At 68.4% G+C, this 23,960-nt stretch carries 20 protein-coding genes; 11 read left to right on the forward strand and 9 right to left on the reverse strand.

Going from position 1 to position 23,960, the window contains the following annotated elements; genetic code table 11:
- Positions 1-16 precede the first annotated feature (16 nt).
- The 3 genes from test1122_RS03345 to test1122_RS26915 all read left to right on the forward strand — a co-directional run bounded on the left by test1122_RS03345 (position 17) and on the right by test1122_RS26915 (position 1,479).
- Complete coding sequence (locus test1122_RS03345; RefSeq protein WP_232267654.1) at positions 17-778, forward strand: LON peptidase substrate-binding domain-containing protein; 762 nt, start codon at positions 17-19, stop codon at positions 776-778.
- Positions 779-787: 9 nt separating this feature from the next.
- Positions 788-1,300 (forward strand): Cys-tRNA(Pro) deacylase, encoded by a 513-nt coding sequence (gene ybaK / locus test1122_RS03350; RefSeq protein ID WP_232267655.1) that lies wholly within the window; start codon positions 788-790, stop codon positions 1,298-1,300.
- A gap of 104 nt (positions 1,301-1,404) precedes the next feature.
- Positions 1,405-1,479, forward strand: a complete 75-nt coding sequence (locus tag test1122_RS26915) for a hypothetical protein (protein WP_479685734.1) — start codon at positions 1,405-1,407, stop codon at positions 1,477-1,479.
- A 7-nt stretch (positions 1,480-1,486) separates the two neighbouring features.
- Here test1122_RS26915 and test1122_RS03355 read toward each other — a convergent pair whose 3' ends face one another.
- The 4 genes from test1122_RS03355 to test1122_RS03370 all read right to left on the reverse strand — a co-directional run bounded on the left by test1122_RS03355 (position 1,487) and on the right by test1122_RS03370 (position 5,404).
- Positions 1,487-2,155 carry a DUF2567 domain-containing protein gene (locus test1122_RS03355; protein WP_232267656.1) on the reverse strand — a complete coding sequence of 223 codons (669 nt, stop codon included), beginning with the start codon at positions 2,153-2,155 and terminating at the stop codon, positions 1,487-1,489.
- Between the two features lie 68 nt (positions 2,156-2,223).
- Positions 2,224-3,009: an ABC transporter permease gene (locus test1122_RS03360; RefSeq protein ID WP_232271737.1), complete on the reverse strand. Its 786-nt coding sequence runs from the start codon at positions 3,007-3,009 to the stop codon at positions 2,224-2,226.
- A gap of 127 nt (positions 3,010-3,136) precedes the next feature.
- The gene (locus tag test1122_RS03365; protein WP_232267657.1) at positions 3,137-4,150 is read right to left on the reverse strand and encodes an ABC transporter ATP-binding protein; all 1,014 of its coding nucleotides are present in this window, start codon (positions 4,148-4,150) and stop codon (positions 3,137-3,139) included.
- Between the two features lie 27 nt (positions 4,151-4,177).
- Entirely contained in the window at positions 4,178-5,404 is a 1,227-nt protein-coding gene (locus test1122_RS03370; RefSeq protein ID WP_232271738.1) for an NYN domain-containing protein, read from the reverse strand.
- Between the two features lie 237 nt (positions 5,405-5,641).
- On the opposite strand from test1122_RS03370, the gene test1122_RS03375 reads away from it, so the two are divergent.
- Positions 5,642-5,806 (forward strand): hypothetical protein, encoded by a 165-nt coding sequence (locus test1122_RS03375; RefSeq protein ID WP_232267658.1) that lies wholly within the window; start codon positions 5,642-5,644, stop codon positions 5,804-5,806.
- An 85-nt stretch (positions 5,807-5,891) separates the two neighbouring features.
- On the opposite strand, the gene dnaE is transcribed toward test1122_RS03375, so the two are convergent.
- Positions 5,892-9,434 carry a DNA polymerase III subunit alpha gene (dnaE, locus tag test1122_RS03380; protein ID WP_232267659.1) on the reverse strand — a complete coding sequence of 1,181 codons (3,543 nt, stop codon included), beginning with the start codon at positions 9,432-9,434 and terminating at the stop codon, positions 5,892-5,894.
- A 134-nt stretch (positions 9,435-9,568) separates the two neighbouring features.
- Between dnaE and test1122_RS03385 the strand changes: the two genes are divergently transcribed.
- The 4 genes from test1122_RS03385 to test1122_RS03400 all read left to right on the forward strand — a co-directional run bounded on the left by test1122_RS03385 (position 9,569) and on the right by test1122_RS03400 (position 14,388).
- Positions 9,569-10,246 carry a hypothetical protein gene (locus tag test1122_RS03385; RefSeq protein WP_232267660.1) on the forward strand — a complete coding sequence of 226 codons (678 nt, stop codon included), beginning with the start codon at positions 9,569-9,571 and terminating at the stop codon, positions 10,244-10,246.
- Between the two features lie 39 nt (positions 10,247-10,285).
- Positions 10,286-11,146, forward strand: coding sequence for a thioredoxin domain-containing protein (locus tag test1122_RS03390; protein WP_232267661.1), 861 nt, complete (start codon positions 10,286-10,288; stop codon positions 11,144-11,146).
- A 90-nt stretch (positions 11,147-11,236) separates the two neighbouring features.
- Positions 11,237-12,898 carry an alkaline phosphatase D family protein gene (locus test1122_RS03395; RefSeq protein WP_232267662.1) on the forward strand — a complete coding sequence of 554 codons (1,662 nt, stop codon included), beginning with the start codon at positions 11,237-11,239 and terminating at the stop codon, positions 12,896-12,898.
- A gap of 5 nt (positions 12,899-12,903) precedes the next feature.
- Positions 12,904-14,388, forward strand: coding sequence for a serine/threonine-protein kinase (locus test1122_RS03400; protein ID WP_232267663.1), 1,485 nt, complete (start codon positions 12,904-12,906; stop codon positions 14,386-14,388).
- Positions 14,389-14,399: 11 nt separating this feature from the next.
- Here test1122_RS03400 and test1122_RS03405 read toward each other — a convergent pair whose 3' ends face one another.
- Positions 14,400-14,975 (reverse strand): dienelactone hydrolase family protein, encoded by a 576-nt coding sequence (locus test1122_RS03405; RefSeq protein ID WP_422396916.1) that lies wholly within the window; start codon positions 14,973-14,975, stop codon positions 14,400-14,402.
- A 113-nt stretch (positions 14,976-15,088) separates the two neighbouring features.
- Between test1122_RS03405 and test1122_RS03410 the strand changes: the two genes are divergently transcribed.
- Positions 15,089-16,156 carry a mechanosensitive ion channel family protein gene (locus tag test1122_RS03410; RefSeq protein WP_232267664.1) on the forward strand — a complete coding sequence of 356 codons (1,068 nt, stop codon included), beginning with the start codon at positions 15,089-15,091 and terminating at the stop codon, positions 16,154-16,156.
- 1 nt (position 16,157) lies between these two features.
- Here test1122_RS03410 and test1122_RS03415 read toward each other — a convergent pair whose 3' ends face one another.
- Complete coding sequence (locus test1122_RS03415; RefSeq protein ID WP_232271740.1) at positions 16,158-17,108, reverse strand: RluA family pseudouridine synthase; 951 nt, start codon at positions 17,106-17,108, stop codon at positions 16,158-16,160.
- Between the two features lie 110 nt (positions 17,109-17,218).
- Here test1122_RS03415 and test1122_RS03420 point away from each other — a divergent pair, with 110 nt between their 5' ends.
- Positions 17,219-18,421 carry a metallopeptidase domain-containing protein gene (locus test1122_RS03420; RefSeq protein WP_232267665.1) on the forward strand — a complete coding sequence of 401 codons (1,203 nt, stop codon included), beginning with the start codon at positions 17,219-17,221 and terminating at the stop codon, positions 18,419-18,421.
- 339 nt (positions 18,422-18,760) lie between these two features.
- Here test1122_RS03420 and lspA read toward each other — a convergent pair whose 3' ends face one another.
- A complete protein-coding gene (gene lspA, locus test1122_RS03425; protein WP_232271741.1) occupies positions 18,761-19,312 on the reverse strand; it encodes a signal peptidase II in 552 nt (183 codons plus the stop codon).
- Between the two features lie 58 nt (positions 19,313-19,370).
- Positions 19,371-20,198, reverse strand: a complete 828-nt coding sequence (locus tag test1122_RS03430) for a TraR/DksA family transcriptional regulator (protein WP_232267666.1) — start codon at positions 20,196-20,198, stop codon at positions 19,371-19,373.
- 442 nt (positions 20,199-20,640) lie between these two features.
- Here test1122_RS03430 and ileS point away from each other — a divergent pair, with 442 nt between their 5' ends.
- A complete protein-coding gene (ileS, locus tag test1122_RS03435; RefSeq protein ID WP_232267667.1) occupies positions 20,641-23,784 on the forward strand; it encodes an isoleucine--tRNA ligase in 3,144 nt (1,047 codons plus the stop codon).
- The last annotated feature ends 176 nt before the right edge of the window (positions 23,785-23,960 follow it).

Below are 23,960 nucleotides of genomic sequence, written 5' to 3' on the forward strand. Positions count from 1 at the left end.
TTTAGGCTGGCCGATTGTGACCACCACGCGCCTTCCGCTCTTTCCGCTCAACTCCGTGCTGTTCCCGGGGCTCGTGCTGCCACTGAACATCTTCGAGCACCGCTATCGCGCCCTGATGCGCGATCTGCTGGAGATCCCCGAGGATGAGCCGCGCCGTTTTGGTGTCGTCGCGATCCGGGACGGCCGCGAGGTCGCTTCCACGGCCATCGGGCTGCCGGAGGGCACGCCGATGCCCGATCCCGGACCGGCCGCCGGATTCGGCCCGGACCCGATCACGTCCTTCTACACCGTGGGTTGTATCGCCGATGCCTCCACGATCCGGGAGCAGGAGACCGCACCCGGTGAGGAGGAGAGCGGCGGCTATGAGGTGCTGGCCACCGGCACCACCCGGTTCCGGCTGCTGTCGGTCGACTCCAGCGGTCCGTATCTCGTGGGTGAGATCGAGGAGCTGCCGGAGGACAGCGGTGAGGGCGCGGGTGCGCTGGCCTCGGGAGTGCTGCGCGCCTTCCGTGCCTACCAGAAGCAGCTGGCCGGAGCCCGTGAGCGGACCCTGGCGGCCGGGCAGGAGCTGCCGGAAGAGCCGTCCGTGGTGTCCTATCTGGTCGCCGCCGCGACGGTCCTGGACACCCCGGCGAAACAGCGGCTGCTGCAGGCCCCGGACACCGCGACGCGGCTGGCGGAGGAGCTGAAGATGCTGCGCCGCGAGACCGCGTTGATCGGTAAGCTGCCCTCGCTTCCGGCGGTGGACTTCACCCGCCAGCCGACGAGCCCCAACTGATGGCGAGCGATGGCGAACACCAAGAAGAATCAGCAGCAGAAGAAGCAGCCCGGCGGCACTCCGGCGACGGTCGCCGCGACCCGGGCCGGGGTGGCGTTCACGGTCTACTCCTATGAGCACGATCCGGCCGCCGCGTCCTATGGCGAGGAGGCCGCGCGGGCGCTGGGGATCGATCCCGCTCAGGTCTTCAAGACCCTGGTCGCCGAGGTCGACGGCGCGCTGACCGTCGCGGTTGTCCCGGTTTCCGGCTCGCTTGACCTCAAGGCGCTCGCGGCGGCCGTTGGCGGCAAGCGGGCGACGCTGGCCGACCCGGCGCTGGCGGAGCGTACGACGGGATATGTACGGGGCGGGATCTCGCCGATCGGTCAGCGCAAGCGGCTGGCCACGGTGATCGATGCCTCGGCGGGTGAGCACGCCACGGTCTGCGTCTCGGCTGGCCGCCGGGGGCTGGAGATCGAGCTGGCCCCCGCGGATCTGGTCACCCTCACGGAAGCGGTCCTGGCCCGGGTGAGCCGGGGGTAAGTCCCCTGTGCCGGACGGGCATGAGCCCGTCCGGCGCTTGAGGACTGGGGGAGGGTTAGGGGAAAACCCTTTACGGGGTCAGCCCGTTCGGCTACGACCTAGGTATGTCGAAGCGAACGCGCAAGCGTAAGTGGCGTATCCGCAAGGGCCGTGCGAACCACGGCAGGCGGCCCGCGTAGGGCCAGGCTACGGGGCGGGCGGCGGGCCCCACTGGGGATACGGCTGGGGCTGCGGCGCGGGATCGCGGGGACCGAAGAAGGCCGTGGCGACCAGGTGGGTCGCCAGCGCCGCCAGGGGCCAGCACAGCAGCGCCACCGTGGCGGCCAGCTCCAGCGGGCCGTCAAAGACACCGCCCCGGCCCGCTGCCTCGGCCCGCGCCGACAGATCCTGGCCGGGCCCGAGCCATACGCCCAGCCGCCAGGCGAGCACGGATCCCAGCAACCCGCCCAGCGCCAGACCGATGACCATGCCCATGCCGCCGCTCCTGCGGGCCAGAAACACCAGCAGCCCGGTCACGGCGCCCACCCCCAGCGCGAGCAGCGCGAAGGTGCCGTCAACGCCGATGGCCTCCTGACTCTCACCGTTCCTGAGATAGGCCTTCTCGCCATCCGAGATATACGGAACCCTGGGGGCCAGCCAGAGCCACAGCAGTCCGAGCGCCACTCCGGCCAGGGACACCAGGAACGCGACCAGCAGCACATCGCGCAGCTCGCCCCGCCCGGGTGTCTCCGGCGGAGCGGAGTCCACGGGCCCTCCGGGCCCCTCCCCCTCGGGCGGGTGGTGGGCCCAGGGGTCGTACGGCTGCGACGGCTGCGAGCGGCCGTGCTGTGGCGAGGAGGGCGTCGGTACGGTCACACCGCCATCGTGCCAGGCCCGGTCTGATGTTCGTAAATGCCGGGGTGTCCCTTCCCCCGTACGGCTGATCAGCGGACGGCGGCCCGGCGGTACGCCCAGGTCGCCAGGGCCAGCGCGGCCACCCCGACCACCGCGCAGATTCCCAGGTTGACCGCGACCCGGCCCCAGTCCGGGCTGGTCCGGAGGGCCGCCGCGAGCGCTTCGACCCCGTAGGTGGAGGGCAGCAGATCCCGCACCCACTGAACCGGCTGCGGCAGCCGGGCGGCGGGCAGCACGCCCAGCAGCAGCGCGGCGGACATGCCCAGCTGCCCGCAGAGCGTGGCGAGCTCCTGACGTGGTGCGAGCAGCCCCAGCGCCGCGCCCAGACCGGCCAGCGCGGCCCCGGCCAGTGGGATCACCACCAGCAGCACCCACAGCCCGCCCAGCGGCAGCTGGAAGAGCAGACCGCCGACGACAGCGGTGACGATCACTCCCGGCACGGTGAAGGAGGCATACGCGGCGGCCGCCCCCAGCACCACGGCGGCGGGCGGCACCGGCAGGGTGGCGTAGTGGTCGAGCCCACCGGAGGCCCGTAGCTGCCCGAAGTACTGGGCGAGCAGATTCAGCGCGACAAACGCCACGACCAGCACGCTCGACCCGGCGACGACCGCCCGCGCCTCCTCGCCCGGCCCGCCGGCCACCACGCCGCGCATCAGGACCATGATGCCGATGGACTGGAAGGTCGCCACGAACAGGAGCGGGATCCGGGCCACCCGGGCCCGGGAGAGCTGCGCCCGGTAGATGGCGCCGAGCGCGGGCCACAGCCGCGCCCGCGGTGCGAGCTCGGCCACGATCGCCCGCTCGGCGCCCTCGATGGGAGCCGGTGCCACCACCTGGGCGGAGAGTGCGCTCACGCCGTCACCAGACCCTCCGTACAGTCACCGAGCACCAGACAGACATCCTCCAGGCTCGGCGACAGACCCAGCCCAGCGCCGTAAACCCTCACACCCTCACCAAACCGTCCGTAGAACCACCGAGCGCCAGATAGACATCCTCCAGGCTCGGCGTCGTCAGCGTGAAATCGTCGAGTGCCGTGAAGGCCGGACCGCCGGTGACCGTGGCAACGGCGGCGCGGGCGGCGTCCGGGGGCATCCGCAGCGTCCAGCGGCGGCCCGTCCTGGTGGCGGAGTCACGGAGGGCGGCGACTTCCGGGATGTGCAGTGGCGGCTGGTCGCGCCAGACGAGGTCGACTCGGACGTCCTCGCCGACCAGGGCCTTGAGCCCGGCCGGGGTGTCGCAGGCGATGACCCGGCCGTGGTCGAGTACGGCGACCCGGTCGAGGACGGTCTCGGCCTCGATGACGTTGTGGGTGACCAGGACAACGGTGGCTCCGCGCTCGGTACGGCGGCGGTCGATGGCCGCCCAGACATCGCGGCGGGCGACCGGGTCCATCCCCGTGGTCGGCTCGTCCAGCACCAGCAGGGGCCGCTCCCCCACCAGTGCGGCGGCCGCGCAGGCGAGGCGGCGCTGGCCGCCGGAGAGCTTCCTGAGGGGGCGGCCCGCTATCTTCGTCAGGCCCAGCTCGTCGAGGACCGCGTCGCGCTCCCGGCGTGCGGTGGCCGTGTCCAGACCGCGCAGCCGGGCCGTGGTCTCGGTGGCCAGGGAGACGGTCAGCTCATCGAGGGCGGTGGATTCCTGGCCCAGGTAGGCGAGCAGCCGCGCGGCCCGCTCGGGGTGCCGTACGAGATCGTGGCCAAGGACGTCGACCTGGCCGGAGTCGGGGCGCAGCAGCCCGGTCAGCTGCCGTACGAGGGTGGATTTCCCGGCGCCGTTCGGGCCGAGCAGACCGAAGATCTCGCCGCGTCGCACGGTCAGGCTGACCTTGTCGTTGGCCCGCACGGCGGGCGCGGCGGGCGCTCCGCGCCTGGCCCGCTGGGCCGGATATGTCTTCACCAGGTTACGTACGGCGCATACGGCCCCGTCGTTCACCTCTGCCTGCTGTGCGCCCGTCTCCACGAGCTACGAGGGTACGCGCCCGCCGCATTACTCCCCCGCCGGGGCGGGCTCCGTGGTCGTACGGGCGTCCACCTCGCGCCAGAAGCCGGCCCGGATCGCATAGCGGTCGTGCTCGTCGATCTGGTCGTCCTTGTGCGCCAGCAGGCCAAAGCGGGCCGCGTAGCGCAGGAGCTCGCCATCGATCCGGTGCGGGATGCGGGGGTACTGGGTGGAGAGCTGCTGGAGCTGGCCCGGGGAGGCGAGCCGTTCGATCCAGCGGCGGGCGAAGACCTGGCCGACCTCGAAGGGATCGCCGCTGACCGTGGTGATGTCCTCTTCCCGGTCGGCCCAGCGCTGCTCGGCCGTGGTGAGCTGGGCCAGCATCGGCAGGGTGGCGACCTCCGGGGGTTCGCCGGGGGCGCCGCTGCCGCGCTCGACCCAGCCCTTGTCGGAGGACCAGCGCAGGGTGGCGTTGGTGGGTGGTGGGGCGTGGGCGGCGGCTGGGCGGCCGAGTCCGGCGAGGTCCTTCGGGGTGGGCACGCCTCCCTTGCCGCCGGAAGCGGGCTCCGTGCCCGTACCGCTCGGTGCGGAGGCCGGGCCCTCGACGGGGGCGGCTCCCCCGCCGTTCTTGGCCGGCGCGGCCGGTGGCTCGGGCAGCGGTGCGGAGAGGATGGCGGCAATCTCGGGGCGGGGCGCGGGCTGGGGGGCGCCGCAGATACCGGTGAGCTCCTTGGCCCGTACGGCCCGGGTGATCCAGGTACGGTCCAGCACCCGCCGCTCATCCGCCTCGGCCACCAGGTCCTCGGACTGGTTGTAGTCGCCATCGGCGGCCTGTACGGCCCACAGATGTACGGCGACGCCGTGCTCCTTGGCGGACATCAGCCCGGGCAGCAGATCTCCGTCGCCGGTGACCAGCACAATGTCCGAGCAGGCGCGGTTGCGGGCCAGCTCCGTCAGCTCGGCGTGCATGGCGGCGTCCACGCCCTTCTGCGCCCAGCGGCCATCGCTGCGGGTGAGCGCGCCCAGCCGCACGGTCACCCGGGGCATGACCCGCAGCCGCCGGTGCTCAGGCTGTGGCACCCGATCGGGCGCACCGTCGAACCAGTAGATACGGAGCAGATCGCGACCGGTGTCCGACTCGGCCCGCTCGCGCAGCCCCTGGATCAGGACGGAGTGGTCAACGGTGATCCGGGATCGCGCGGGTTCCCCGGCCAAGAGACTCGCGGCGGCGCCCAGTAGATACCCGGCGTCCACCAGGACGACGCAGCGCTCCACGGTCCACCCACTCTCGTCGAACAAGGACAGTTACAGCGTGTTTCCCACGAGTCTGCCCGACCGTACAAGGGTTATCAGCCCGAACTCGATCTTCGGCGTGGCGAATCCACCTTTCCGTGCTGCGCACCACCGCTCTGCCCCGCGACTACAAAGGGTAATTGCCCGAAATGCGAAGAGTATGAATGCGTGCGAATCTGATCGCGGTCAAAGTCCCCAGGACCCCCAGGAGGTCACCCCATGGCCAAGAACAAGAACCGCAACAGCAATCGTCCGCCGCAGGAACCCGCGGAGCGGACCCAGGATCAGCTGAGAGACACCGAGCAGCCGGGCCAGCCACCGCAACAGGGGCCCAGCCCCAAGATGGAGCGCAAGCATCAGTCGAAAAGATTCGGTCATAATTGACCCTTCCACCAGAACAGATGAGACATGATGAGCTCATAAATGAGGGCGCCCCGCTTGGGGCGCCCTCATCTCGCAATCTGGCTCACTACCCCGTCAGGCAGGCGGGGCCGAGCAGTTCCTTCAGATCACCGAAGAGCGCTGGGTCGGCGTTGACCCGGTGCCGGTCGAGCCGCAGGACGGTTGTTCTACGGCTTCCCTGAAGCCTGACCCGCACTTCGGTCGCCCCACGGTGGTGGGTGAGCACCTCACCCAGCTTCTCCACCAGCGGCGGTGTGATCTTTACCGACGGGATGGTAATCGTCACCGGTGCGTTGGCCGAGGCCTCGCTGAGATCAGGGATCATCAGCTCCATCGCCACCAGCCGGGGCACATCCTCGCGCTTGTCGAGCCGCCCCTTGACGAAGACGACCGCGTCCTCGACCAGCTGAGTCGAGACGAGTTGATAGGTCGCCGGGAAGAACATGCAGTCGATGGAACCCGCCAGGTCCTCGACCGTGGCGATCGCCCATGCGTTGCCCTGTTTGGTCATCTTCCGCTGGAGCCCGGAGATGATCCCCCCAATGGTGACGATCGAGCCATCGGAGTAGTCCCCGCCCGTCAGCTGGGAGATCGCCGCGTCCGCCTTTTCATTCAGCACATGCTCAATGCCGAAGAGCGGATGGTCGGAGACATAGAGGCCGAGCATCTCCCGCTCCTGGGCCAGCAGATAGGTCTTCTCCCACTCGATGTCGGAGAATTCCACATCGAGGCCGAAGCCGGGCCCATCGTTCCCGTCGTCGCCGCCCAGGTCACCGAAGAGGTCGAACTGCCCCTCGGCCTCTTTCCGCTTGACCTGCACCACATTGTCAATCATCGGCTCAAACTGCGCGGTCAGGCCCTTGCGGGTGTGGCCCAACGCGTCGAAGGCCCCGGCCTTGATCAGCGATTCGATGGTGCGCTTATTGCAGACAACGGCCTCGACCTTGTCGAGGAAGTCAGGGAAGGAACTGTACTTGCCCTTCGCCTTACGGCTCTTGACAATCGAGTCCACCACATTCTGGCCGACATTACGCACGGCGGTCAGACCGAAGACGATGGTGTCGTCACCACGCGGGGTGAAGTTGGCGTCGGACTCATTGACATCCGGCGGGAGCACCTTGATGCCCATCTTGCGGCACTCATTGAGGTAGACCGCCGACTTGTCCTTGTCATCACGGACGGAGGTGAGCAGCGCCGACATGTACTCAGCCGGGTAGTTGGCCTTGAGATAGGCGGTCCAGTAGGTGACCAGTCCATACGCCGAGGAGTGCGCCTTGTTGAAGGCGTATCCGGCGAAGGGGACCAGCACATCCCATACCGCCTGGATGGCTTCGTCGGAGTAGTTCCGCTCCCGCATGCCCTGCTGGAAGTTGACGAACTCCTTGTCAAGGACCTCCTGCTTCTTCTTGCCCATGGCCCGGCGCAGCAGGTCGGCCTGACCCAGTGTGTACCCGGCGAGCACCTGGGCGGCCTTCTGTACCTGCTCCTGGTACACGATGAGGCCATGGGTGATGTCGAGGACTTCCTTGAGCGGCTCCTCGAGCTCCGGGTGGATCGGGGTGATCTCCTGCTGGCCGTTCTTGCGCAGCGCGTAGTTGATGTGCGAGTTCATGCCCATCGGGCCGGGCCGGTAGAGGGCCGAAACCGCGGAAATGTCCTCGAAGTTGTCGGGCTTCATCATGCGCAGCAGGGAGCGCATCGGCCCGCCGTCGAACTGGAAGACGCCCAGGGTGTCTCCACGCTGCAGCAGCTCGAAGGTCTTGGGGTCGTCGAGCGGCAGATCGAGCAGCGAGATCTCGGTGCCCTTGTTCTTCTGGATGGCCTTGACCGCGTCATCCATGATGGTGAGGTTGCGCAGGCCCAGGAAGTCCATCTTCAGCAGGCCGAGCGCCTCACAGCTCGGATAGTCCCACTGGGTGACCACGACGCCGTCGTTCTTCGGTGAGAAAACCGGCACATGGTCGATCAGCGGCTCGCTGGACATGATCACGCCTGCGGCGTGCACGCCCATCTGCCGGACCAGGCCCTCGATGCCCCGGGCGGCGTCGATGACCTTGGTGACATCGGGCTCGTTCTCATACATCGACCGGATCTCGCCCGCCTCGCTGTAGCGCGGGTGATCCTTGTCGGTAATACCGGAGAGCGGAATGCCCTTGCCGAGGACATCGGCGGGCATCGCCTTGGTGATCCGGTCGCCGACCGCATAGGGATAGCCCAGCACCCGGGCCGAGTCCTTGATCGCGTTCTTTGCCTTGATGGTGCCGTATGTACCGATCATGGCGACCTTGTCGGCGCCGTATTTATCGGTGACATACCGGATCACCTCACCGCGCCTGCGCTCGTCGAAGTCGATGTCGACATCGGGCATGGTGACGCGCTCGGGGTTCAGGAACCGCTCAAAGATCAGCCCGTGGTCGATCGGGTCGAGGTCGGTGATACCCATGGCGTACGCGACGATCGAGCCCGCCGCGGAGCCACGGCCCGGCCCCACCGCGATGCCGTTGTTCTTGGCCCACATGATGAAGTCGGCGACCACCAGGAAGTAGCCGGGGAACCCCATCTCGATGATGATGCCCATCTCATAGGCGGCCTGCCGCTGCCGGTCCTCCGGGACACCGTTCGGATAGCGGCGCGCCATGCCCCGCCGGACCTCCTCCTGGAACCAGGTCACCTCGTCATACCCGTCGGGCACATCGAAGCGCGGCATCAGGTTGCGGGTCTCGAACATTCCGGCCGCATCGACCCGGTCGGCGATCAGCCGCTGGGTGTTGAGGCAGCCCTCCTGCCAGGCGTCGGAGTTGTCGATGGCGTACATCTCGGCGGCAGACTTCAGGTAGTAACCCGAGCCATCGAACTTGAACCGGTCGGGGTCGGAGAGATTGCTGCCGGTCTGGATGCACAGCAGGGTGTCGTGGGCCTGCGACTCATGCTCATAGGTGTAGTGCGAGTCATTGGTGACCACGAAGGGGGCGCCGATCTTTCTGGCGATCTCCTCCAGACCGGCGCGGGCCCGCCGGTCGATATCAATGCCGTGGTCCATCAGCTCAACAAAGAAGTTCTCCTTGCCGAAGATGTCCTGGTACTCACCCGCGGCCTGCACCGCCTCGTCCATCAGCCCCAGACGGATCTTGGTGGAGACCTCACCGGACGGGCAGCCGGTGGTGGCCATCATCCCCTCCGCGTACTCCGCCAGCAGCTCCCGGTCCATGCGCGGCTTACGGAAGAAACCCTCCAGGCTGGCCCGGGACTGCGCACGGAAGAGGTTGTGCAGCCCCTCCCGGTTCCGGGCCCACATCGTCATATGGGTATAGGCGCCATTACCGGAGACATCGTCCCGCTTCTGGTGCGGCGCTCCCCACTTCACCGGCCGGTTGTAGCGGCGCGACTCGGGGGCGAGATACGCCTCGATACCCATCACCGGGGTGACACCGGCGTCCTTCGCCTGATGGAAGAAGTCGTACGCCCCGTGCAGATTGCCATGATCGGTCATGGCGATATGCGACATATCCATCTCCTGGCATGCCTTGAACATGTCCTTGAGACGGGCCGCACCGTCCAGCAGCGAGTACTGAGTGTGCACATGCAGATGCGTGAACGGCTTGTCGGTCACGGCGTGAGCCACCTCCGGCGCGAGTCTTCTGGGGCAGCTGGGAGTCTACGGCGGAGCACCGACAGCGCGGGCGAGGACGGCTCCGGCCATCCCTTCACCTGACGCTTATCTCCGGCCATGGCACACTCGGCCCGATGGGCATCACAGGGACAGGCATCCGGGCGACACGCGCCGCGGTCTTCACCGCGGTGTGCGTCACGCTGTCCGCGGGCGCCCATGTACTGCTCTCCGCTGCACCGGTGCCGCTGGTGCCGCTGCTCGCGGTGAGCGGCGCGATCTTTGTGCTGGCCTTCGCGCTGGCCGGACGGGAGCGCCGCTTCTGGCATATCGCCGCCCTGCTGGTGCCACTGGAGCTGGCCGCCGACACAATTTTCACCACCGGCCAGCAGGCCTGCTACGGCACCGCCGGCGGCCCAGTGACCGGACCACTGCGCTCGATGGGCTTCAACCTCATCTGCGCGGGCGGCGACTTCGGCACCCCCCTGGCCCGGATGGCCAGTGGCACTCCCGCCCCACCACTCACCCACCCCGGCGCCCCCTGGCTGCTGCTGGCAGCCCATATCGCCGTCGGACTGGCCGCCGCCGCGTGGCTGCGGGACGGTGAAGCCTCGCTCGCCCGGCTGCTGCGCGCGGCCGCCGCCGCGGGCTTCCGGCCCCTGCTGCTGGCGATCACGGCCCTGTGCCCCACCCCGCTGCCCCGGCCCGTAGCCGAACGCGCCGGCCACCGCCCGTATACCCCGCGGGCGCTTCCGCAGCTCACCCACTCCGTCGTACGACGCGGACCCCCGTGCCCGGCCATACCGGCCATCTGAGCACACGCGTCCCTACGTACACACGGAGAATTCACGACCATGAGCAAGCGCAACAGCCAGGAAGCGAAGAGGGCGGCCCGCGAGCGGCTGCGGATCGAGCGGGAGAAGCAGGCGAAGAAGGACAAGCTGCGCCGTCAGCTGGGTGTCGGCGCCGCGGTCGTCGCCGTCCTCGCGATCGCAGCGGGCATCGGCGTCGCGGTCACCAAGATCGGCAGCGGCGATGACGGGGACTGGTCCGACGCGAAGAAGGTCGCCGAGGGCGCGAACAGCGCCGGGCGTTACGCCTCCTACAAGACCCCGGACGACACGGCGGGCAAGCACGGCACCAACGTCGTCATCGGCGACAAGGACGCCAAGAACACCCTTACGGTCTATGAGGACATGCGCTGTCCGGTCTGTTCCGCTTTCGAGCAGGCCAATGGTGAAACCATGACCAAGGATCTCGAGGACGGCAAGTACAACGTCGAGTTCGTCTTCGGTACCTTCCTCGACAACGCCAGGGGGATCGAGGGCACCGGCTCCAGGAACGCGCTCAGCGCGCTGGGCGCCGCACTGAACGTCAGCCCCGAGGCCTTCATGGAGTACAAGAAGGTGCTGTTCTCCGCGGACGTCCACCCGGAAGAGAACAAAGACGAGTTCGCCAAGGATGACCGTCTCATTGAGCTCGCTCAGGACGTCAAAGCGCTGAAGGGCAACAAGAAGTTCAAGGCCGCTGTCACCAACGGCACCTTTGACCCGTGGGCGGTGAAGATGTCCGCGAAGTTCCAGGACACGAAGGACGTCACCGGCACCCCGACCCTCAAGCTCAACGGCGAACGGATCGGGATCGGCGCCAAGCTCAACGCTCCCATGGACCCCGGCCAGTACAGCCAGCTGCTCAAGGAGAAGCTCAAGAAGTAGAGACGGCGCGGCATACGTACGCGCGACGGACAGGTGAACTCATCGCACAAGCCTGTCCGTCGCGCGTACCGGCACGTAACATCAGCGCCCGTGACGCATACCAACCCCACTCCTCAGGCCCGCCACGCCCGTAAACCCAAGCGCCGTACGGTGATTACGGCCGCTGCCACCACCGCCGTACTGACACCCGTGGCCGTCGCCTACAGTGCGAACGCCTCCGAGGACGGCCCCGCCTTCCTGCACGGTGTCGCCTCCGGCGATCCGCTGCCCGACGGAATCCTGCTGTGGACCAGGGTCACTCCGGAACCGGACGCGGTGCCCGGTTCCGGCAAGGGGCGATCGGTGAAGGTCCGTTGGGAAGTGTCCGAAGACAGGGACTTCCGCAAGGTCGCCTCCCGTGGCACCGTCACCGCCGAGGCCGCCGGCGACCACACCGTCAAGGCCGATGTCCGCGGGCTGCGCCCGGCCACCGGCTACTTCTACCGGTTCACCGCCGACGGCACCCACTCCCCCGTGGGCCGCACCCGCACCGCACCCGCGGAGGGCGCCGCCGCCGACAACCTCCGCTTCGGCGTGGTGTCCTGCTCCAACTGGGAAGCCGGACACTTCTCCGCCTACCGCCATCTCGCCGGGCGCACCGACCTGCACGCCGTGCTGCACCTGGGCGACTACATCTACGAGTACCCGGTCGGCGGGTACGGCTCCCGGGGCAAGGTCATACGCCCGCACACACCCGAGCATGAGACCTTGACCCTCGCCGACTACCGCGCCCGCAACGCCCAGTACAAGAGCGACCCTGACTCCCAGCGGATGCACGCCGCCCACCCGCTGATCGCCATCTGGGACGACCACGAGATAGCCAACGACTGGTGGAAGGAGGGCGCCGAGAACCACACCCCAGGCGAGGAGGGCGCGTGGGCGGACCGGATGCGGGTCGCCAAGCAGGCGTACTTCGAGTGGATGCCGGTGCGCCCCTCCATCGAGGGCACCACCTACCGCAGACTGCGCTTCGGCACCCTTGCCGATCTGCATCTGCTCGATCTGCGTTCCTTCCGCGATCAGCAGGTGATGCCCGGCAAGGGGGACATCGACTCTCCCAACCGTACGCTCACCGGTCATGCCCAGCTCGACTGGCTGAAGGCCGGGCTGTCCGCGTCACAGGCGAAGTGGCGGCTCGTCGGCACCTCGGTGATGATCTCCCCCATGGCCTTTGGGTCGCTGCCCGCCTATCTGCTGCGGCCCATAGCGAAGCTTCTCGGCCTGCCCGAGCAGGGCCTGGCCATCAACACCGACCAGTGGGACGGCTACACCCACGACCGCCGTGAGCTGCTCTCCCATCTACGGTCACGGGGTATCGACAACACCGTGTTCCTCACCGGTGACATCCATATGTCCTGGGCCAACGATGTGCCCATCGAGGCGGCGACCTACCCCGCGTCGCCGACCGCCGCGACCGAGTTCGTCATCACCTCGGTGACGTCCGACAATGTCGACGACATCCTGAACGCCCCGCCGGGCTCCATCACCCCGGTCGCCGCCCCTGCGATCCGGGCCGCCAACCGCCATGCCAAATGGGTCGATACAGATGCCCATGGCTATGGTGTGCTCGATATCACCACCGAGCGGGCGCAGATGGACTTCTACGCCATCTCCGACAAGACCAAGGCCGAGGCGACGTCAAAGCATTCCCGGTCCTACCGCACACTTTCGGGAACACAGCGCGTGGAGCGTGCGGAGCAGCCCGTACTCTGATCTCCATGACCGGGGGTACCAGCGGGCAGATCATTGACGGACGCTTCGAACTGCTGGAGCGCCTCGCCAGCGGGGGCATGGGCACCGTATGGCGAGCGCGCGACATCGCACTCCAGCGCGAGGTGGCCCTGAAGGAAGTCCGCCCGCCCGACCCGGTGATGGTCCCGGAAGGCTCCGAGGCCTCGCGCATGCTGCGCGAACGTGTGATGCGCGAGGCTCAGGCGCTGGCCCGGCTCAGCCACCCCAATGTGGTGACGATCTACCACATCATTGACCAGGATCCGCATCCCTGGCTGGTGATGGAGCTGCTGCCGGGCCACACCCTGCAGGATCAGATCGCCCAGGGTCCGCTGTCCCCGCAGGAGGCCGCCCGGGTCGGACGTGATGTGCTGGCCGCACTGCGCGCCGCGCATGGCGCGGGCATCCACCACCGCGATGTGAAGCCCGCCAATGTGCTGCTGCGCGCGGATGGATCGGCCGTACTCACCGACTTCGGTATCGCCGCGCTGCAAGGCTCCACCTCGCTGACCGCGACCGGCGATCTGATCGGCTCGCCGGAGTACATCGCGCCCGAACGGATCCGGGACGCCGGGGACCATCCCGCTGCGGATCTGTGGTCCTTGGGGATGATGCTCTACGCAGCGGTGGAAGGGCACAGTCCCATGCGCCGGGGTACGACCCTGGCCACGCTCGCGGCCGTCCTCGATGAGCCGATCCCGCCGCCCGTACGCTCCGGCCCGCTTACGCCCGTTCTGAACGCCTTGCTGGTGCGGGACCCGGCCGCCCGGCCGGACGCGGGGCGGCTCGACCGGATGCTGGCCGAGGCGGCGAACGCCCCGTCGGCGCCGGTGCCGTACTCCCCCACGCAACTGGACGCCGCGCGCTCGGCCGCCGCGCCCACCCAGCCGGCGCGGACGGCACCCTCGGAGCGCGGCGGCCATCGCACCGTGCTGTTCATCGGTGTGATCACCGGGGCGGTGGCCCTGCTCGGTGGGCTGATCGGCGGCGGGCTGCTGCTGGCCGGCAAGACTGGCGGGTCCAGCACACCCGCAAAGCCCACGGAACCTACGAAGCCCACGAACCCCACAGAGCCCACGCCGACGGAGAAGGGGACCGGGAGGGAGAGGGAGACCGAGACGGAGAGCCCGCCCGGGGAGCAGCATGCCCGCACCTGGATCGCACAGCTCTTCTCCGAACCGGTCTCCTCCGGCACCGCCGCGCGGGACCGGCGGCTGGCGGCGGTCCGCAAGTCGGTGCCGGAGGCGCAGCTGCTGCGCAGCGACGACTTCGCCTCGTTGAACCCCGGCTACTGGGTGATCTACGCCCCCGGGCCGTTCGCCGACGGCAAGGCGGCCGTGAGTTTCTGCGGGCAGCGGGGGCGTACCACCGCGAACACATGCGTCGGCCGTTACCTCAGCCATGACGCAGCGGACAAGGTGTACATCTGCCACCCCAAAGCAGGCGGCACCGGCCGCTGCACCCGCTCCTAGTCCCCGGTGAACTAGCCCAGCTCCGCGAGGAAGCCGAGCGCCGTCTGCCAGGTCGCCTCTGCCGCCTCCGCGTCATGGTCGGGCAGATCCGGGTCCGTATAGAGGTGACCCGCTCCGGCGTAGCGGTAGATCTCAACGTCCGCACCCGCACGCCGCATCCGCAGATACCACGCGTTCAGCCAGTCGTGCGGTTCGAATGGGTCAGGGTCGGCGACGTGCAGCTGCACGGGCAGCTCATCGACGGTCGTGTCCTCGGCGATATCGGAAGTGCCGTGAAGCAGCAGCAGACCGCGCGCGTTGTCGTCGGCGAGCGCGAGGTTCTGCGCGATGGAGCCGCCCAGCGAGAAGCCCGCGTAGACCACGCCCTTGGCGGACAGCGTTGCCGTCCCGGTGATGGCGCGTTTCAGGAGCTCATCACGGCCGATCTCGTCCTTGATCTTCATTCCGTCCTCGACGGTCCCGGCGGTCCGGCCGTCGTAGAGATCGGGTGTATACACCTCATGCCCGGCGGCCCGTAGCCGCTCGGCGGCGGCCTGGACGGCGGGTCGCGGCCCATAGGCGGAATGGAACAGCACAACGGTGGCCACAGTTTCACTTCCTTCGCAGGTCCTGCCCATGATCCGCACCCGGGTCAGGCTTCTCCCCATGGTGCCAGGTACGGTCATGGATGCCCCTCTTCGCTCAAGGAGTCGAGACCACCATGGAAGACGTGCTGCGACCGGTCATTGTGTTCGGTGGCGCGCTCGTGCTGGCCTATGTCCTCGCCTGGGGCGTCGACCAGCTGCTGAGCCGGATCGACGCCCGGCACCCGGAGACCCCCATGTGGGGGCTGCTGCGGCGGGGCCGGACACCGCTCCAGGCGGTGCTGTTCGTGGCGCTCGTACGTGGCTTCTTCGGCACTACCCATCTGGCGAAGGGCCGCCCGGAGACCGTAGAGGCCGTACAGCTCTGGCTGATGCTGATCATGATCGCCGCCTCGGCGTGGCTGGTGGTGCGGGTGGTCGCCGCCATAGCGGAAACGGGCGCGTCCCGCTATGCGGGCGTCGCGCAGGACCCGGCGCGGGCGCGGCGGGTACGGACCCAGCTGACGCTGATTCAGCGGCTGGTGACCGCCGTGGTCACGGTGGTCGCGATCGCGGCGATGCTGTTGCAGTTCGACGCGATGAAAACCTTCGGCACCTCGATGCTGGCCTCGGCGGGTGTGCTGGGCATCGTCGCCGGTATCGCGGCCCAGTCCACGCTGGGCAATCTCTTCGCCGGGTTGTCGATCGCCTTCGGCGACATGGTGCGGATCGGCGACACGGTGGTGGTGGACGGCGAGTGGGGCACGGTCGATGAGATCACCGTGTCGTATCTGGTCGTACTGACCTGGGACGAGCGCCGGATCACCATGCCGGTGTCGTACTTCACCAGCAAGCCCTTCGAGAACTGGTCGCGCGGTGGCCCCCAGATGACCGGCACGGTCTTTCTGCACCTGGACCACACCACTCCGATCGCCGAGCTGCGGGCCAAGACCGAGGAGGTCGTCCGGGCCAGCGACGCCTGGGACGGGCGCAACTGGAGCCTGGTGGTCACCGACACCACGCCCTCGACCATCGAGGTACGGGCTGCGATGACGGCCCGTACCGCCGATGACATCTGGACGCTGCGGTGTGAGGTGCGCGAGGCGCTGATCACCTGGCTGCGGGAGAAGCACCCCTACGCACTTCCGAGGGTGCGTACGACGCGGGAACCGGAACTCCCTCCCGCCGAACCGAAGGCGTTCTGACCTACGCGCTTTCGGCGCGCACCGTGTCCAGCGCGGACTGGAGATCGTCCGGGTAGGTGCTCACAAACTCCACCCAGCGCCCATCGGCCGGGTGCTCAAAGCCCAGCCGTACGGCGTGCAGCCACTGCCGGGTGAGCTTCAGCCGCTTGGCCAGCGTCGGGTCGGCGCCATAGGTCATATCGCCCACACAGGGGTGGCGGTGCGCGGCCATATGGACCCGGATCTGGTGGGTGCGGCCGGTCTCCAGCTTGATATCGAGCAGGCTGGCTGCCCGGCAGGCCTCGACGAGGTCGTAGTGGGTCACCGACGGCTTGCCGTCAGCGGTGACGGCCCACTTGTAGTCGTGGGCGGGGTGCCGTCCGATGGGGGCGTCAATGGTCCCGCTCAGCGGATCGGGGTGGCCCTGCACCAGCGCGTGGTAGCGCTTGTCGACCGTACGCTCCCGGAACTGCTGCTTGAGCAGGGTGTAGGCGCGCTCGGACTTGGCGACGACCATCAGCCCGGAGGTGCCGACGTCGAGCCGGTGGACAATACCCTGCCGCTCGGCGGCGCCGGAGGTGGAGACACGGAAGCCCGCTGCGGCGAGCCCGCCGATCACGGTGGTACCGGTCCAGCCGGGACTGGGGTGGGCGGCGACGCCAACCGGCTTGTCGATGACCACGATGTCGTCGTCATCGTGCACGACCTCCATGCCCTCAACCGGCTCGGCGACGATCCGCACCGGCGTCGGCGGCGGGGGCATCTCCACCTCCAGCCAGGCCCCGCCGTGTACGCGGTCGGACTTCCCGGCCTCGGATCCGTCCACCCGGACCTTGCCATCCGCGGCCAGCTCGGCCGCCTTCGTACGGGAGAAGCCGAACATCCTGGCCAGGGCAGCGTCAACGCGCTCGCCCTCCAGTCCATCGGGCACGGGCAGGGTTCTGACCTCAAGAGGCGCTGCAGGCGGTGGGATACTCACCTGTTCGAGTATGCCGGACCGGCTCCCCCCTTTCGGACCAGCCCGGGATGCAGGCTGGGTGACCCAGCGCGACGGTGTGACTACGCCCCCCGAGGAGTCACACCATGGTCTGCCGCATGCCCGCCCGCCAGGCACTGGTCGTCGCCGTGGCCGCGGTGCTCGCCGGCATGGGACTCCACCTGCTCCCAGCGGCCCCCGCCCGCGCACAGAGCCCCGCCAGAGACATCACGGGACGCTGCGCCATCGCGCCTGAACCACGAGGCTGGGTGGGGGTCGGGCCGTACGAGGGCCGGTACATCAAACCGGAGGGCCAGAAGAAGGCGACCATGATCATGGTTGACTTCCCGGACATCCCCGCTCGTACCCCCGTGGCCCAGCGTGCTTCCTTCTTCGCTGACTACAGCGACGACTATCTGCGGCAGGCCTCCTACGGGAAGTACCAGCTCCGGACCGAGCCCACTCAGGAGTGGATCCGGCTGCCGCTGAGATGGCGTGCGTACGGTATCGACCGCGGTGTCTCCGCCGCCGTGATGCGGCGATATGTCCAGGACGCGATCACCGCGGCCATGGCGCGGGGAACCGACTTCGGCTCCACGGACCTCGTCTATGTCGTCGCGGACGACAATGTGCCCGCGAGCCCGATGGTCTCGCAGGCCCATACCTTCACCGGCCTGATGGCGGGAGACCGGGAGATCAGCGCTGCCGCCCTGGCCTTCGGCCGGGCGTCCGACAACCCGGACTGGCAGCGGGGCAACTTCGTCCATGAGGCCAACCACCTCTACGGCCTGCCTGATCTCTACAACGCCCACAACGGTGCCTCGGTGGAGTTCGCGGGTGCCTGGGACACCATGAGCATGGCGGGTAAGAGCGATCTGTTCGGCTGGCACAAATGGAAGTTGGGCTGGCTCACCGACGATCAGGTCGCCTGTGTGAAGAAGGGCACCAGCGAGCATGAGCTCAAAGCCATCGGCTCCCCGGACGGCGCGAACATCGCTGTCGTCAAGACAGGCGAGTTCACCGCCATCGTCGCCGAGGTCCGGACGAAGAGCGGCCTGGACACCGGGATTTGCTCCGAGGGCGTGCTGCTGTACAGCGTCGATTCCCGCGTCCGGACGGGCCAGGGTCCGATCAGGGTTGTGGACGCCACACCGAACAGTGGTGGCGGCACGGAATGCAGCCGCTGGAGGCCGAGTGAGCTCGCCGAGCTGTGGGACGCGCCCTTCCAGCCGGGCGCCAGGCACCGCTTCGGCTCCGGGCTAACCATCGAAGTCAGCACCGACCACCGAGTGAAGATCACCAAGCCCTGAGGACTTTCCCCGATCCCACCCCAGCGGGGCGCCCCGCTGCGGGGTAGGCCGGAGCGTCGCGGCTGGTGTGGGTGGTGGGTTGCGTAGCGGCGTGAACCATCCCCAGACCCCCGAGGCGTTGTGGGCAGTCGTTCCGGCCACAACACCCGGCCACCGCCCCCACCCCGCCAACCCCCGGGGGCCGGGGCGGGAGCCCCGGTTTCCGGGAAGGGGCGGGATACGGGGACACCCACCCACAGCACCCCGCAGCCGCCGCCGCAGGGCAACTGGCCCAACCCCGCAAGGCAACCCACCACCCACACCAACCCAGACGACTACGCCCACCCCGCCGCTGGGCAACTAGTCCTTGTGTAGGGTCCCGTCCGGGTCCAGGCCCCGGAAGGACAGCACCACGATCAAGATGCCACCGCAGACAATCGCCGAGTCCGCGAGGTTGAAGACCGCGAAATGCGCGGGCGCGATGAAGTCCACGACCGCGCCCTGGAAAACGCCCGGTGAGCGGAAGATCCGGTCGGTGAGATTGCCGAAGGCGCCGCCCAGCAGCAGCCCCAGTGCGATGGCCCACGGCGTGCTGTAGAGCTTGCGCGCGATCCTGAAGATCACCACGATCACCGCCGCCGCGATGGCGGTGAAAACGATCGTGAGCGCCTCCCCCATGCCAAAGGCGGCACCCGGATTGCGCACGGCCTGGAACTGCAGCAGAGTGCCGATCACCTCAATCGGCGGGCGGTGCTCCAGCTTCTCGACCACGATCAGCTTACTGATCAGGTCAAGCGCGTACGCGAAAGTCGCCACGCCCAAGAGCACGGCGATCCGGCGCTTGCCCCTGGGACGCTCACTGCTGAACTGCCCTGCCACGTTATCCGCAGCCTGCTCCGGCGCTTCGTCGATGGCCTGCTCCGCCTCTGCTGTCACGGGATGAGAGTACGACACAAGCGTACGATCGCCGTTAGCGGCGCTCCTGCTTCTGCTTGCACTCGACACAGAGCGTAGCGCGCGGGAATGCCTGCATGCGGGCCTTGCCGATCGGGTTCCCGCAACTTTCGCAGAGGCCGTACGTCCCGGCCTCGATCCGGTCCAGGGCACGCTCGGTCTGATACAGCATCTCCCGGGCGTTCTCAGCGAGCGCCATCTCATGCTCTCGGGTGATGTTCTTGGTGCCGGTATCGGCCTGGTCGTCGCCGGCGCCATCGCCGGAATCCCGCATCAGACCGGTCAGTGCCTCCTCGGAAGCACTGATCTCCGCGCGCAGCCGTTCCGCCTCGCTCTGCAGCATGGCACGGGCTTCCTGCACTTCTTCCGGGGTCCAGGGCTCCTCCCCCGCGCGCACAGCCAGCTCGGTGTTCCCGGCCCCCGAGGCGCTACGGGCCTGGGGTACCGCCGAGGGCTTCTCGGTCGCGGTCTTCTTCGCAGCCACCGTCTTGGCTCCCGTCTGCTGTTCGTCCGCCTTCTTGGCAGCCGTCTTCTTCGCGGCGGTCTTCTTGGCCGCCGCCTTCCTGGGGGCCGCTGCCGGCTTCTCGGCGGGGGCCCGCTTCGCTGGAGCGGCTGGCTTCTTCGCCGGCTTCTTCGCCGTCTTCTTCGTGGCCTTGGTGGCGGCCTTCTTGGCTGGTGCCGCCTTCCCTGCCGCCTTTTTGGTCGTTGACTTCGCTGGCTTAGCTGACTTCGCTGGCTTCTCCTCCGAGGCCTTCCTGGCCGCGGCGGTGGTCTTCTTGGCGGCAGCCTTCTTCGCCGGCTTCTTCGCTGCCGTCTTCTTCGCGGCGGTCTTGCTCGCCACCATGGCCGCGACCCCTTCACATATTGTGATCTTGCGCGCGAATCGTGACCGAAACGATAAATCTACTCCAGTCACCCAGCAACGGGGCACGCCGACCTGGAACCGTTGTGCCCCGCCCGGCGGCGGGAAAACCGCTCAGCAGCCACTCACGGCGGCCCGTACACTGAGCACAGCGAAAGGCGCAGAAGGGGACGAGTAGCGTCCGTACGCAGCCAAGAGCGACCCGGGGACGGTGTGAGCCCGGGGGCGAGCGCGATGTGAAGATCACCCCAGAGCCGCCGGAAGAAAGCTCAGCCGAGCGAGTAGAACCGGCACGCTGCCCCAATGAGGGGGCGGTGAGTACAGGTCTCACCGCCAAGGAGGGTGGTACCGCGGGAGCTCCGCCGAACAGGTGGTGATCTCGTCCCTCCGACGGGAAATGCCATGTCCGCCGGAGGAACCATCGATGAGTCCGACTCCGCAGTACCGCCAGGTACCCGCCCAGGTCGACCTGCCCGCGCTGGAGCACGACGTGCTCGACTTCTGGCGCGAGAGCAAAATCTTCGCCCGCAGCCTTGAGCAGTCCGAGGGACGCCCCGAGTGGGTGTTCTATGAGGGTCCGCCAACAGGCAACGGTATGCCCGGCGCGCACCACATCGAGGCCCGCGTCTTCAAGGACGTCTTCCCGCGCTTCCGCACCATGCGGGGCTACCACGTGAGCCGTAAGGCGGGCTGGGACTGCCACGGGCTGCCGGTCGAGCTGGCGGTCGAGAAGGAGCTCGGCTTCAACGGCAAGAAGGACATCGAGGCTTACGGCATCGCGGAGTTCAACGCGAAGTGCCGGGAGTCGGTGACCCGCTACACCGACGCCTTCGCCGAACTCACCCAGCGGATGGGTTACTGGGTCGATCTCGATGACGCTTACCGGACGATGGATCCGCAGTACATCGAATCCGTCTGGTGGTCGCTGAAGGAGATCTTCAACAAGGGTCTGCTCGCTCAGGACCACCGGGTCGCACCCTGGTGCCCGCGCTGTGGCACCGGGCTGTCCGACCATGAGCTGGCGCAGGGCTACGAGACCGTGGTGGACCCCTCGGTCTATGTCCGCTTCCCGGTCACCTCCGGCCCGCTCGCGGGCGACGCGTCGCTGCTGGTCTGGACGACGACCCCTTGGACGCTGGTCTCCAACACCGCCGTCGCCACGCACCCCGAGGTCACCTATGTGGTGGCGACGGACGGCACCGAGAAGCTGGTCGTCGCCGAGCCGCTGCTGGCCAGGGCGCTGGGCGAGGGCTGGACCGCCACGGGACAGACCTTCACCGGCGCCGAGATGGAGCGCTGGACCTACCAGCGGCCCTTCGACCTGGTCGAGCTGGACGGCGCCCACTTCATCGTCAACGCGGAGTACGTCACCACCGAGGACGGCACCGGCCTGGTCCACCAGGCCCCCGCCTTCGGTGAGGACGACCTCAAGGTCTGCCGCGCCTACGGTCTGCCCGTGGTGAACCCGGTGCTGCCGGACGGCACCTTCAAGCCGGAGCTGGCACTGGTCGGCGGGCAGTTCTTCAAGAAGGCCGATGAGGCGCTCGTCGCCGATCTGGAGGCGCGCGGCAAGCTGTTCCGCCACCTCGCGTACGAGCACAGCTACCCGCACTGCTGGCGCTGCCACACCGCGCTTCTCTACTACGCACAGCCGTCCTGGTACATCCGCACCACGCAGATCAAGGACGCGCTGCTGCGGGAGAACGAGAACACCAACTGGTTCCCGGAGTCGGTCAAGCACGGCCGCTTCGGTGACTGGCTCAGCAACAACGTCGACTGGGCGCTGTCCCGCAATCGCTACTGGGGCACCCCGCTGCCCATCTGGCGCTGCGCCGAGAACCACCTCACCTGCGTCGGCTCGCTCGCCGAACTGTCCGAGCTGACCGGCACCGACCAGAGCGGCCTCGACCCGCACCGGCCGTTCATCGACGAGGTCACCTTCGGCTGCCCCGCCGAGGGCTGCTCGCTCACCGCCGAGCGGGTGCCGGAGGTCATCGACGCCTGGTACGACTCGGGTTCGATGCCCTTCGCACAGTGGGGCTACCCGTACCACAACAAGGACGTCTTCGAGAAGCGCTACCCGGCGCAGTTCATCTCGGAGGCCATCGACCAGACGCGTGGCTGGTTCTACACGCTGATGGCCGTCGGCACCCTCGTCTTCGACAAGTCGAGCTACGAGAACGTGGTCTGTCTCGGGCACATCCTGGCCGAGGACGGCCGGAAGATGTCCAAGCATCTGGGCAACATCCTGGAACCGATCCCGCTCATGGAACAGCACGGCGCGGACGCGGTGCGCTGGTTCATGGCGGCGGGCGGCTCACCCTGGGCGGCCCGCCGGGTCGGGCACGGCACCATCCAGGAAGTGGTCCGTAAGACGCTGCTGACCTACTGGAACACGGTCGCCTTCCAGGCCCTGTACGCCCGTACGTCCGGCTGGGCCCCCCGTGCGAGCGACCCGGCGCCGGACGAGCGGCCGCTGCTGGACCGCTGGCTGCTCAGCGAGCTGCATGCGCTGATCGATCAGGTCACCACGGCCATGGACACCTTTGACACCCAGCGCGCCGGAAAGCTGATGTCGACCTTCGTCGACGATCTGTCGAACTGGTACGTACGCCGCTCGCGGCGCCGCTTCTGGCAGGGCGACGCGGCCGCGCTGCGCACGCTGCACGAGGTGATCGAGACAGTCACCCGGCTGATGGCGCCGCTGGTGCCGTTCATCACCGAGCGGGTGTGGCAGGACCTGGTCGTGCCGGTCACTCCGGACGCGGCGGAGTCGGTGCATCTGACCAACTGGCCGGTGGCCGATCTGGAGGCGATTGATCCGCAATTGTCGGCGGACATGCTGCTGGTGCGGCGGCTGGTGGAGCTCGGCCGGGCTACGCGCGCCGAGTCCGGCGTCAAGACCCGGCAGCCGCTGTCCCGGGCGCTGGTCGCGGCGCAGGGCTTTGAGCTGCTGAGCGATGATCTGCGGGAGCAGATCGCCGAGGAGCTGAACGTCACCAGGCTCGCCTCCCTCGCGGAGGTCGGCGGCTCGCTGGTCGACACCTCGGCGAAGGCCAACTTCCGGGCGCTGGGCCGCCGGTTCGGCAAGGGCACCCAGCCGGTGGCGAAGGCCATCGCGGCGGCGGACGCCGCCGAGCTGTCGGCGGCGCTGCGCGCCGGGACGGCCGCGGTGGAGATCGAAGGTGAGCGGGTAGCGCTTTCCCCGGAGGAGGTCATCATCACCGAGACCCCGCGTGAGGGCTGGTCGGTGGCCTCCGACACGGGAGCGACGGTCGCCCTCGACCTGGAGATCACCCCGGAGCTGCGGCGGGCGGGGCTGGCGCGGGATGCGATCCGGCTCATCCAGGAGGCTCGTAAGAACTCCGGTCTGGATGTCGCCGACCGGATCGCGCTGCGGTGGCGGTCGGATGATCCGGAGGTCGCGATGGCGCTCACGGAGCATTCGGCGCTGATCGCGAATGAGGTGCTGGCGGCGGAGCTCTCGTCCGACGAGCCGGATGGCTCTTTCGGCGAGGCCTTCGAGGACGAGGCCCTCTCCCTCACCTTCCACCTACGCAAGGCGTAACGGGGCCTCCCCAGACCTCACACAGTGTTGTGGGCACTCGCAAGCCCCGCGAGGGGCTGTGGGTGGGCACAACATCCGGCCACCGGCCCGCACCGGACCATCCCCCGGGCCCCGGGGCGAAGCCCCGCCACGCGGCGGAGCCGCATATCGGTACAGCTGGGAACGGGGTTGGGGAA

Source organism: Streptomyces gobiensis (genome assembly GCF_021216675.1).
Lineage (GTDB): Bacteria > Actinomycetota > Actinomycetes > Streptomycetales > Streptomycetaceae > Streptomyces > Streptomyces gobiensis.